This is a genomic window from Ruegeria sp. CF4, assembly GCF_056537345.1.
This window is the reverse complement of record NZ_JBQFRJ010000001.1, coordinates 294,724-306,537: the sequence shown is the minus strand read 5'-3', so window position 1 is coordinate 306,537 and position 11,814 is coordinate 294,724. Positions and strand designations below refer to the sequence as shown.

General features: G+C 58.8%; 13 protein-coding genes. 9 read left to right on the top strand and 4 right to left on the bottom strand.

Annotation, left to right across the window (positions count from 1 at the left end; translation table 11 throughout):
* Together ACR0NF_RS01480 and ACR0NF_RS01475 are read right to left on the bottom strand one after the other, a co-directional pair.
* Positions 1-516: a PaaI family thioesterase gene (locus tag ACR0NF_RS01480; RefSeq protein WP_480469307.1), complete on the bottom strand. Its 516-nt coding sequence runs from the start codon at positions 514-516 to the stop codon at positions 1-3.
* A gap of 1 nt (position 517) precedes the next feature.
* Positions 518-937 (bottom strand): PaaI family thioesterase, encoded by a 420-nt coding sequence (locus tag ACR0NF_RS01475; RefSeq protein ID WP_480469306.1) that lies wholly within the window; start codon positions 935-937, stop codon positions 518-520.
* A 116-nt stretch (positions 938-1,053) separates the two neighbouring features.
* Between ACR0NF_RS01475 and ACR0NF_RS01470 the strand changes: the two genes are divergently transcribed.
* From ACR0NF_RS01470 to ACR0NF_RS01435, 8 genes are all read left to right on the top strand, one after another.
* Entirely contained in the window at positions 1,054-1,422 is a 369-nt protein-coding gene (locus tag ACR0NF_RS01470) for a MerR family transcriptional regulator (protein ID WP_480469305.1), read from the top strand.
* Positions 1,423-1,594: 172 nt separating this feature from the next.
* A complete protein-coding gene (locus tag ACR0NF_RS01465) occupies positions 1,595-1,996 on the top strand; it encodes a MerR family transcriptional regulator (RefSeq protein WP_039536426.1) in 402 nt (133 codons plus the stop codon).
* Between the two features lie 36 nt (positions 1,997-2,032).
* Positions 2,033-3,814, top strand: a complete 1,782-nt coding sequence (locus tag ACR0NF_RS01460; RefSeq protein WP_480777649.1) for an acyl-CoA dehydrogenase C-terminal domain-containing protein — start codon at positions 2,033-2,035, stop codon at positions 3,812-3,814.
* A gap of 53 nt (positions 3,815-3,867) precedes the next feature.
* Positions 3,868-4,080, top strand: coding sequence for a hypothetical protein (locus ACR0NF_RS01455; RefSeq protein WP_480657214.1), 213 nt, complete (start codon positions 3,868-3,870; stop codon positions 4,078-4,080).
* 60 nt (positions 4,081-4,140) lie between these two features.
* Entirely contained in the window at positions 4,141-4,779 is a 639-nt protein-coding gene (locus ACR0NF_RS01450) for a glutathione S-transferase family protein (protein ID WP_480657213.1), read from the top strand.
* A 12-nt stretch (positions 4,780-4,791) separates the two neighbouring features.
* Positions 4,792-6,003 (top strand): acetyl-CoA C-acetyltransferase, encoded by a 1,212-nt coding sequence (locus ACR0NF_RS01445; RefSeq protein ID WP_480469302.1) that lies wholly within the window; start codon positions 4,792-4,794, stop codon positions 6,001-6,003.
* Complete coding sequence (locus ACR0NF_RS01440) at positions 6,003-6,491, top strand: cupin domain-containing protein (protein ID WP_480666675.1); 489 nt, start codon at positions 6,003-6,005, stop codon at positions 6,489-6,491. The genes ACR0NF_RS01445 and ACR0NF_RS01440 overlap by 1 nt, the downstream gene beginning before the upstream one ends.
* Positions 6,484-8,685, top strand: coding sequence for a 3-hydroxyacyl-CoA dehydrogenase NAD-binding domain-containing protein (locus tag ACR0NF_RS01435; protein ID WP_480777648.1), 2,202 nt, complete (start codon positions 6,484-6,486; stop codon positions 8,683-8,685). Before ACR0NF_RS01440 ends, ACR0NF_RS01435 begins: the two co-directional genes overlap by 8 nt.
* Before the next feature lie 58 nt (positions 8,686-8,743).
* Here ACR0NF_RS01435 and ACR0NF_RS01430 read toward each other — a convergent pair whose 3' ends face one another.
* Entirely contained in the window at positions 8,744-9,439 is a 696-nt protein-coding gene (locus ACR0NF_RS01430) for a Hint domain-containing protein (RefSeq protein ID WP_480469299.1), read from the bottom strand.
* A gap of 286 nt (positions 9,440-9,725) precedes the next feature.
* Positions 9,726-10,658 (bottom strand): DMT family transporter, encoded by a 933-nt coding sequence (locus ACR0NF_RS01425; RefSeq protein WP_480469298.1) that lies wholly within the window; start codon positions 10,656-10,658, stop codon positions 9,726-9,728.
* A 142-nt stretch (positions 10,659-10,800) separates the two neighbouring features.
* On the opposite strand from ACR0NF_RS01425, the gene ACR0NF_RS01420 reads away from it, so the two are divergent.
* Positions 10,801-11,814 (top strand): hypothetical protein, encoded by a 1,014-nt coding sequence (locus ACR0NF_RS01420; protein ID WP_480469297.1) that lies wholly within the window; start codon positions 10,801-10,803, stop codon positions 11,812-11,814.

Genomic DNA, 11,814 nt, shown 5'->3' with positions numbered 1-11,814 from the left:
TTATGCCTTTGTCGAAGGCTGTGGCATCAGGAAATGCCCTGTGCCTTGTGCAAACAGCTTGGCATGGTTGTCCTGCCAGGCCTCAACCCGGACCGAGGCATAGCGCCGCCCCGAGCGGTTGATGAACGCACGCGCATAGGCGTCTCGCGGCAGGCCCGAGCGCAGATAATCGACGGTGAAATCTATGGTTTTGGGAAAGCGGATGTTTTCGTCGGTCAGAATATCCTCTGCACCGATTTCACCGCTTTCGATCCTAGGAAACATATGCTCCCAACTCAGCGTTATCACGGCGGTGACTTCCAGAAAGGCCGCGGTCACGCCGCCATGGATGGCGGGCAGAAAGGGATTGCCGATCAGCTTTTCATCGAAATTCAGCACACCTGTCAGTTCATCGCCGCGCCGATCAAAGGTGATGTTGAGGAACCGGATATACGGCACTCCCTCAACCAGCGCCGTCAAAGCGGCATCGCGGCGTTGTTTGACCACCTGTACGGGTTCGGGACGAGGTCGTGCCATCTCAGCGCCCCTCCACGGTGAAGGCACCCGAGGCGGTTGCAACGGGGCGTTCGTTATCGTCATCCGTCGCCGTTGCCCGGACAAAGGCGACGTTGCGTGTGATGTGGTAGCAGGTGGCGCGGGTTCGGATATTTTGCCCCGGTGTTGCGGCCCGCATGTAGTCGATGCGCAAATCGATGGTCGCCGTCCCGCCGGGGGCCGAGGGGTGGCTCATCACTGCGGCACCGCAACAGGTATCCAGCATGGCCGACACAGCCCCGCCATGGATCACGCCGGTCCGCGGGTCGCCGATCAGTTGCTCGTTATAAGGCATCGAGATTTCGGCCTCACCTTCTCCGATATGGGTCAGATCAAGCCCAAGGGCCTTGGCGTGCGGGATCGCCTCGATGAACTGGCGCGCTAAAACTGTCTTGTCGACCATGGGGTTCGGTCCTGTCCTTGTGTTGACCCTTTATGGGCCTGCGTTTGCGCCAAGGGCAAGCCCGCCTGTTGCGCTTACGGCAACGACGCCCTAGGTTGCAGCCAAGGAGACCCGGAATGTCCGACACCCGTTTGTCATTCAAAGAAATGTGCGCCGAGTTCGACGTGACCCCGCGCACCCTGCGCTATTACGAATACATTGAATTGCTGCAACCTGACCGCGAAGGCAGATCGCGATTTTATGGTCCTCGTGAATGTGCCCGGATGAAACTGATCATGCGTGGTCGCAAGTTTGGATTTCCTTTGGAAGAGATTCGTCAGTGGCTGCTGATCTATGAAGATCAGGGCAATCAGGCGCAGATGGCTACCTTTATCGAGATGGCGGATCGGCAGATGGAAGAGCTGCGTCAGCAACGCGCGCAACTGGATGAGGCGATGGATGCGCTGAAACAGTTGCGCGATCAGACCGTAGAACTACTGAAATAGCCCCTTCCCTTACGGCAAGATAATTGCCGAAATCTGCGTTTACGCGACCGGATGTTACGTCAACCTTTTTGTGACGCAGCGTCCGCATTACGTAAACGTCACTTGTGTGTTGTAAAACGCCCATCGACTGCGCAACTCAGAATGCATGACGCCAGTGATGAGAGTTTGAACCATGACCGAAGATCTACTGACCATCCGCGAAATGTGCGAGACCTATGATGTCACGCCCCGCACTTTGCGGTTCTACGAGGCCAAAGAACTTTTGTTTCCGATCCGCGAAGGCCAAAAACGCCTGTTCACCAAACGGGACCGTGCGCGCCTGAAACTGATCCTGCGCGGCAAGCGCTTTGGCTTCAGCCTCGAAGAAATCCGCCAGCTTCTGGACCTGTATCACGTGGGTGACCAGCAGCTGACCCAGATGTCCCGCACCTATGAAATCGCGTGCGAGCGTCTGGCCGACATGGAATCGCGTCGCGAAGAGCTGACACAGGCCATCGACGAACTGAAAGAGCAGTTGCGCTGGGGCGAAAAGGTTATCGCCTCGATGAAACAGGAAAAGAAGGCGGCCGAATAAACCCGCCTCCGGACATATGAATTAAGGGAGCTTCACATGCCCGTCTACAACGCGCCAACCAAAGATATGCAGTTCATCCTGCACGACGTTCTGAAAGTCTCGCAGTCGGACATCCCCGGCTATGACGAACTGGAGGCCGAGTTTACCGGCGCGGTTCTGGAAGAGGCTGGCAAAGTGGCCACCAATGTACTGCACCCGCTGAACGTCGTCGGCGACACCGAAGGGTGCCGGTTGGAAAACGGGATTGTGTACACCCCTACCGGGTTCAAAGACGCCTTCGAGCAGATGAAGGAAGGCGGCTGGACTGGCCTCGACATGCCGGAAGAGTATGGCGGCCAGAACATGCCCTACGTGATCGGTACTGCAGTGGGTGAGATGTTCTCGGGCTCCAATCAGGCCTTCACCATGTATCAGGGCCTGACCCACGGCGCGGCCTCGGCGATCCTGGCGCACGGCACCGACGAGCAGAAGAACACTTACCTGCCCAACATGGTCAGCTGTGAATGGACCGGCACTATGAACCTGACCGAGCCGCATTGTGGCACCGATCTGGGCCTGATGCGCACCAAGGCTGAACCGCAGGGCGACGGCAGCTACAAAATCTCGGGCCAGAAGATCTTCATCTCGGCTGGCGATCACGACATGGCCGACAACATCATCCACTTGGTGCTGGCGAAAATCCCAGGTGGCCCCGAAGGCATCAAGGGCGTGTCGCTGTTCATCGTACCCAAGTTCATCGTGAACGAAGACGGCACCCCGGGTGAGCGTAACGGTGTTTCGGTCGGCAAGATCGAAGAGAAGATGGGCATCCACGGCAACTCAACCTGCGTCATGAACTATGACGAGGCAACCGGCTGGCTGCTGGGCGACGAGCACAAAGGCATGCGCGCCATGTTCACCATGATGAACGAAGCGCGTCTGGGTGTCGGCATGCAAGGCCTGTCACAGGCCGAAGCTGCGTATCAGAACGCTGTTGAATACGCCAAGGATCGCCTACAGGGCCGCGACGTAACAGGTGTGAAGAACCCGGATGGCCCCGCCGACCCGCTGATCGTTCACCCGGATATCCGCCGCAACCTGATGGATCAGAAAAGCTTCACCGAGGGCGCACGCGCGTTCATCTTGTGGGGTGCGACCATGATCGACAAGGCGCACCGCTCGGGTGACAAAGACGCAGACGGGCTGATCTCGCTGCTGACACCGGTCATCAAGGGCTTCCTGACGGACGAAGGTTACGACATGACCGTTCAGGCGCAGCAGGTCTACGGCGGCCATGGCTACATCGAAGAGTGGGGTATGTCGCAATACACACGCGATGCTCGTATCGCGATGATCTACGAAGGTGCAAACGGTGTTCAGGCGCTGGACCTTGTCGGCCGCAAGCTGGCGCAGGATGGCGGCAAGCACGTCATGGCGTTCTTCGAAATGGTCAAATCCTTCTGCAAGGAAAACGCGGGCCAGAACGAAGCGTATGACAAAGCCTTCATCGAACCGCTGAAAGCTGCGTCGAAAGACCTGCAAGCAGCTGGCATGTACTTCATGCAAGAAGGCATGAAGAACCCGAACAACGCTCTGTCCGGGTCCTATGACTTCATGCACATGTTCGGCCATGTTTGCCTGGGCCTGATGTGGGCGCAGATGGCAAAAGCCGCACAAGAAGCGCTGGACGATGGGGCCTCGGACAAAGAGTTCTACGAGACCAAGATCACCACTGGCCGTTTCTACATGGCGCGCCGCCTGCCCGCGACAGCGATGCATCTGGCCCGCATTCAGACCGGCGCAGACACGGTGATGGCACTGGACGCGGCGAACTTCTGATCTCAGTCTGGGTTCGGGCGATATTGCCCGAGCCCAATCCCGGAGGAGACAAGATGCCAAAACGCTTTCGCCTGACCCGCCGATTTCCCGTCGCCATGACCGAGGACGGCTATCGCAAACTCCGCGGCTTCGCCCGCGAGGCAGGGTTGGATGAAGGCGAAGCGCTGTCTTTTCTGTTCGAGAACTTCAACAGCGTCATTGATGAGGACAACCTGATCCATCGGTTGCGCCTCTTCAATTCCGAGTTGGAGGCACGCAAGCGCTAGGCACCAAGGCCGGTAAGCTTGGGCGGACAATGCACAATGCGCCACGGGAGGGGCGATCGCATGACTATTAAACTGCACTGCTTCGGTGAAAGCGGCAATTCGTACAAAGCTGCTCTGGCGCTCGAAATGTCGGGACTTGATTGGGAGCCAGTCTTCGTGGATTTCTTCAAGGGCGTCACCCGCAGCCCCGAGTTCCGCTCGGACGTCAACGTGATGGGCGAAGCGCCTTTCCTGATCGATGGTGATTTCAAGACCTCCCAATCTGGCGCCATTCAGGCTTATGTCACCGAGAAGTCGGGTAAGTTCGGCGGTAAGACACGGGAAGAAAACTACGACATCCTGCGCTGGGTGCTGTGGGACAATCACAAGCTCAGCTCAAACGCGGGGATGACCCGATTCTTGTGCAACTTCCTGCCCGAAGAACACCGCAATGCGGATGTGATTGCCTTCAACCAAGGCCGCCTGAAAGCGGCCTATGATGTTCTGAATACCCACCTTGAGGGCCGCGACTGGATCGTTGGGGACGGCGTGACCAACGCCGATCTCAGCTGCTGCGGCTACCTCTACTACCCCGAACCATTCGGCTTTGACCGTGCCGACTGGCCCAACATCGACGCCTGGCTGACGCGCCTCAGCGAACAGCCCGGCTGGAAACACCCCTACGACCTGATGCCCGGCAACCCGTCGGATCGAGCTTAAGGAGAAGACCCCATGACCGAAGCCTATATCTATGACGCCCTGCGCACTCCGCGCGGCAAGGGCCGCAAGGATGGCAGCCTGCACGAGGTAACCTCGGTGCGCCTGTCCGCCCTGACCCTGAACGCGATGAAAGAGCGCAACAACCTGGAAGGTCACGCCGTTGAGGATGTGATCTGGGGCAACGTCACGCAGGTGATGGAGCAAGGCGGCTGTCTGGCACGCTCGGCGGTTTTGGCTTCTGACCTCGACCAATCGATCCCCGGTCTGGCGATCAACCGGTTCTGCGCGAGCGGAATGGAAGCCGTGAACCTGGCCGCGAACCAAGTCAAAGGCGGCGCAGGCGAAGCCTATATCGCGGGCGGCGTTGAAATGATGGGCCGCGTGGCCATGGGCAGCGATGGTGCCGCGATTGCCGTAGATCCGACGCTGGCAATGGATACCTACTTCGTACCACAAGGCATCTCGGCTGACATTATCGCCACCGAGTATGGTTTCAGCCGCGACGACGCCGATGCGCTGGCCGTTGAATCTCAGAAACGCGCAGCTGCGGCTTGGGAAGATAACCGGTTTGAAAAGTCGGTGATCACCATCAAGGACCAGAACGGCCTGACCATTCTGGACCGTGACGAATACATGCGCCCCGGCACCGACATGCAGAGCCTCGGCGCGTTGAACCCATCTTTCCAGATGATGGGTGAGCAGATGCCCGGCTTCGACAAAGTCGCGATGCTGAAATACCCGCATCTGGAGCGGATCAACCACATCCACCACGCAGGCAACAGCTCGGGCATCGTGGACGGCTCTGCCGCTGTTCTGATCGGCAACAAGGAATTCGGTGAGAAATACGGCCTCAAGCCGCGCGCCCGCATCAAGGCGACCGCCAAGATCGGCACCGACCCGACAATCATGCTAACCGGCCCAGTTCCGGTGACCGAGAAGATCCTTGCCGACAACGGCATGAAGATCAGCGATCTGGACCTGTTCGAAGTGAACGAAGCCTTCGCATCGGTCGTGCTGCGTTTCCAGCAGGCGTTCGATGTGGACCCTGCGTTGGTCAACGTGAACGGCGGCTCCATCGCGATGGGCCACCCGCTGGGTGCAACCGGTGCGATGATCATCGGCACCCTGCTGGATGAGCTGGAACGTCAGGACAAGGAAACCGGTTTGGCTACGCTCTGCATTGCGTCAGGCATGGGTGCGGCAACCATAATCGAGCGTGTCTGATGCCCAAGCTTGACCTTTCCCAAATCCCGTTTCGGGGTGGTTCCTCCTATCCCGGCAAACTGGCCGAAGCGGTCGGAGGCCGTTTCAATCAAGGCGTCGGAGATGCTGGAGGTCTGACCCAATACGGAGTCAACATCGTGCGGCTTGAACCCGGGGCCCTGTCCTCGCTGCGCCATTACCACATGGAACAGGACGAGTTCGCCATCATGCTCAGCGGCCAATGCGTGCTGATCGACGATGATGGCGAGCATGAGATGCTGCCCGGTGACTGTGCCGCCTGGCCCGCGGGTGAGGCCAATGGCCATCACCTTGTGAACAAGACCGATGCGCCCGCGACCTTTCTGGTGGTGGGCACACGGACCCCGACCGAGACCGGCTATTACAGCGACATAGACATGATGGTGAAGGATGATGAGAACGGATTCTCCTTCACCCGGAAAGACGGCAGCCCGCTGACGGCTGACCAGATTGGAGATGACAATGACTGATTTCACCCTCAGCAAAGACGCAGACGGCGTCGCCTTCATCACCTGGGACGTTCCGGGCAAATCCATGAACGTTCTGTCGCGCGAGGCGTTCGCTCTGGTCGGCGAACTGATCGATCAAGCGCTGGCGGATGATGAGATCAAAGGCATCGTCATCACCAGCGGCAAGGAAGGCTCGTTTGCGGGCGGCATGGACCTCAGCACACTGGCCACGATCCGCCAGGAAGCTGGTGACGAACCCGCGCAGGCTCTGTTCGATTTCGTCATGAGCGGTCACAACATCCTGCGTCGGCTGGAGCTGGCGGGCATGGACCCCAAGTCGAAAAAAGGCGGCAAACCGGTCGCGTGCGCGATCAACGGCACATGCGCCGGGATCGGAACCGAGATCGCGTTGGCCTGTCATCACCGCGTCATGACTTCAAATCCAAAGGCCAAGATCGGCCTACCCGAGATTCTGCTGGGTATCTTCCCCGGCGGCGGCGGCACCATGCGTTTCAGCCGTATGGTCGGCGCGATGGCGGCAGCCCCCGTCTTGCTGGAAGGCAAGATGATGGATCCGAAAAAAGCCAAAGGCGCACAACTGATCGACGCGGTTGCAGATGATCCGGTCGCAGCGGCGAAAGAATGGGTTCTGAACGCCAAGGATGCCGATCTGGTCAAACCGTGGGACGCGAAGGGCTACAAAATGCCCGGCGGTGCGCCCTACCATCCCGCTGGCTTCATGACCTTCGTCGGCGCAAACGCTATGGTAAACGGCAAGACCCAAGGCGCCTTCCCGGCAGCTAAAGCTCTGCTGAGTTCGATCTACGAAGGCGCGCTGGTCGATTTCGACACCGCCCTGAAGATCGAGGCGCGCTGGTTTACCAATGTGCTGATGAACCCTTCGTCTTCGGCGATGATCCGGTCGCTGTTCCTGAACAAGGAAGCGTTGGAGAAAGGCGCGGTGCGGCCCAAGGATGTGCCCGATCAGCGGGTCAAGAAGATCGGCGTTCTGGGCGCGGGCATGATGGGGGCCGGTATCGCTCTGGTCTCGGCACAGGCCGGGATGGAGGTCGTGCTGATCGACCGCGATCAGGAGGCCGCCGACAAGGGCAAGGCCTATAGCGAAAGCTATATGGACAAGGGCATCAAACGCGGCAAAGCGACGGCTGAGAAGAAAGAAGCCCTGCTGGCCCGCATCACAGCGACCCCTGATCTGGAGCATCTGAAAGGCTGCGACCTGATCATCGAGGCGGTGTTCGAAGATCCCGGCGTCAAGGCCGAGATGACCCAAAAGGTCGAGGCGATCATCCCCGAGGATTGCATCTTTGCCTCGAACACCTCGACCCTGCCGATCTCTGACTTGGCGAAGGCGAGTGTTCGTCCGGATCAGTTCGTCGGCATCCACTTCTTCTCACCGGTCGAAAAGATGTTCCTGGTCGAGATCATCAAGGGCAAGGAAACCGGTGATCGCGCGGTCGCCAAGGCTCTGGACTATGTGCGCCAGATCAGAAAGACGCCGATCGTGGTCAACGATGCCCGCTTCTTCTACGCCAACCGCTGCATCATACCGTATATCAACGAAGGTGCGCGCATGATCACCGAGGGCGTCAGCCCCATCCTGATCGACAATGCCGCGCGTCAACTGGGCTTCCCGGTGGGGCCCATTCAGTTGACGGATGAAACCTCAATTGATCTGGGTGCCAAGATCGCACGCGCGACCAAGGCGGCGATGGGCAATGCATATCCTGAAAGCCCGTCAGACGATCTGATCTTCTGGATGGAAGAACAGGGTCGTCTGGGCCGCAAGGCCAACGCAGGTTTCTTTGACTATGACGACAAGGGCAAGCGCGTCGAATACTGGAAGGGCCTGCAAGACAAGTACCCCTTGGCCGAGACGCAGCCCGACTTGATCGAAGTGCAGGAACGTCTGATGTTCGCGCAAGTTCTGGAAGCGGTCCGTGCGCTGGAAGAAGGTGTTCTGGAAGACATCCGCGAAGGCGACGTAGGCGCTATTCTGGGTTGGGGCTTTGCGCCGTGGTCCGGTGGTCCACTCAGCTGGCTGGACATCATCGGCACGCCTTACGCCGCCGAACGCTGCGACCAGCTGGCCGAGGCCTATGGCGAGCGTTTCGCCTGTCCGCCTCTGCTGCGCGAGATGGCGGAAAAAGGTCAGAGCTTCTATGGCCGCTTCAACCCCGAGGCTCAGGCCGCCTAAACAAGGTGATGCAGGCGCATGAGGTCATGCGCCTGCATCTTTCTTTTGAAGTGTTAAGTTAGGTCTGCCATTCAGGCCGCAGAAACAGGGGCGGCACATTTGGCCGACCCGGACGCCCCGGTCGGCGTATCCCCAGGGGAGGCCGGATCGGGAATATTGGTTCTTGCGGGATGGGTGCAGGCAGCGCACCCAACGGGTTTGCAAAGGCGGATATATCGCCCTTGGTTGCAACCGCTTCGACCAGCAGTTCGGCATCTTCGGCGTCAGCGACTTCATAGGCGTTTGATATCCCCGCAGAGGCGACCATGCGTCCCGATGGGCAATAAGCCTGAAAACCACCTTCGATAAAGACAACCTCATCCTGATCGAAAAATAATGACGTTACATCAAAGGTCTGGGCCGGTGTTTGCGACTGCAACCGCCCCACCCCGCTGAGCATACGTGCAGGCACGATTGAGATGCCCTCTATCCCCAGCCCCAGCTTGCCCTGATCCAACGCCATGCCCTGTTCAGGCATCAGCCAGACAGGCCGCCCGTTATAGGCGGCGCGGGACGGAACGAGCACTGGCAGATGCTCGGCCCGTCTCTCATCGCCGGGGACAACGATGCGGTCGACGCAAATGCGCCTGAGCTCGCGAAAGCCATGATCCAATGTGCGCACCAGATCACCCGCAACCAGCGTTTCAACCAGCTTCCAGCCACTGGTCGTTGCCACCTTGGTTCCGTGCAGCAGGCCCCCACGACGTACTGACACGGCTTTCCCCGAAAAGGCCTCTCGGCCTCTGTCTTCTTGTTTCGAATACCCCGAAACACTCACTACTTCTAACACGTGCCTTCCCCCCTTTTGGCACCTTCAAACAAATTCAGAAGGGTGAGATCTTTGTGCCTCAAAGCATCTTAGTTTCGCCATATTTATGGCTAATTTGGCCTAATTTCGGCGTTTTTCACCGGGATTCCATGAACAAACCCACGCACGAAAGTAGATTTAGGCAGTTTGAGGAAACGAAAGCAGACAGCCAGACCCGAATCCGGATTGCCGATCAGCTTGCCTGAGATTGCCTTAACAGCAGCTGACGCTCTCTCCAGCCCAGTAACACTCCGGTCGTGGCGATCATACCGATACCCAGAATCTGCATGGGGCCAACCGACTGCCCAAAGGCCACCCACGCGAACAGCGGGCCGAAGATCATGACCGAGTATTCGAATACCGCGACATATGACGGCTCGCCCAACTGATAGGCCTTGATCAGCATGAACACCGCGATCGTCGAGCAGACGGCTTGTATCGCGAGCCAGGGGGCTGCTTCGTATATTGGCCAAACCCAGCCGCGCATTGCAAAGCCATCTGGGCCCGGCGTGGCCTCAAGCGGGAACAACGCCAGCCATACCAAACCTACGCCGCCAGCCAGACCGAGTGTCACCACCATCGCGGCCAGCAGAGCGACCGTGCTCTCGTTCGAACAATGCGTCCGTGTCACGACCGCGCTCAGGGCATAGAAGAATCCACCGGCGACCGGAAGCAGCGTTTTGAAATCAAAAGCATTCGGATCGGGTTGCAACACACAAAGGATGCCTGCAAAGCCCAGCAGGACTGCGGTAATCCTCCACGGGCCGATGTTTTGCTTCAGGACCAGGGCAGAAATGAGCAGCACAAAGATCGGCGATGTGAACAAACCTGCAAGCGCCTGTGCAATTGGCATCAAAGCAAGTGCACTAAAATAAAATAGCATTGCCACAGTAATCAGAATGCTGCGCAAAGCCACGATACCGTATCGCTGTGGCCTGAGGCTGCCCAGCCCCAGCAGAGACAGGCAACCGATCAAAGGCAGCATCAACAGGGCGCGGCTCAGGTGAAACTGCCAAAGCCCAATGGTCTCTGCCAGACGAATCACAAAATTGTCGATAACCCCGATGATCATCATCGAGCAGACCATCAGAAGCGATGCCAGTACCGAGGATCTGTCTTGTTCCACCCGTGCCTCCACCCTAGCCTCAAATTCGCCTGCCCGGTCCGGCACAGTCAGCATATTTTCGGAACCATGCGCAACAGGTTTGCGCCGTTGGTTTTCAACATGCTAGACTCAGAGGAAAATATTACTCGAGCAGCATTACCCGATGACGGCACTCAAACAGTACCAGCGGATCGAAGCTACCGGTCTGTGGCGCCCTACGCCCGATGAGCAACGGCGTGAGGTTGTTGTGTCCATTGGGGAAGCAACTTTGACAATCTCGGATTTCAATGACCGGGCTCTGACCCACTGGTCGCTGGCTGCATTGGAACGTCAAAACCCCGGTGCCTATCCGGCGATTTTCAATCCCGATGGCGATCCGGGCGAAACGCTGGAGCTGCCTGAGACCGAGACCACCATGATCGAGGCCATTGATCGCCTGCAACGCGCCATTGATCGTGCCCGACCACATCCCGGTCGGCTGCGCTGGCTCAGTGTGGCAGGCGTGGTGCTGGCGGTTACTGCACTGCTGCTGTTCTGGCTGCCCGGTGCGCTACAGCGCCATGTGGTCGCCGTTGTGCCCGAGATCAAGCGGCAGGAGATCGGCGATACGATCCTGCACCGGATCGAACGCGTCTCGGGCAAGGCCTGCGCCTCGCCGGACGCGCAAGCCTCGCTGGACCAGTTGGCCCGCCGAACAGGTGTACGACAGATCGTGATCCTGCCAGCAGGCTTGTCGGACAGCCTCAGCCTTCCGGGTGGGACGGTCCTGTTGAACCGGGCATTGGTCGAGGATCACGAGGATCCCGCCGTCGCAGCAGGCTACGTGATTGCAGCGCGGGCACGCGCAGCGCAGCAGGATCCGTTGGATGAGTTGTTGGACCGAACCGGCCCCGCCGCGGCATTCCGGTTGCTAACCACAGGCGGGCTGACGCCCGAGATCATAGACACCTACACCGAGGAAGTGCTGTCAGAACCGCGCCCTGTGATCACCGACGATGCGCTGCTAGCAGTCTTCGCGCAAGCCGCCCTGCCCTCAACCCCATACGCTTACGCGCATGATATTACCGGAGAAACGGTTCTGAGCCTGATCGAAGCCGACCCGATGGCAGGACGGACACTTGAACAGGTACTGCCGGACCGCGATTGGGTCCGGCTGCAGAATATTTGCGGACAATAG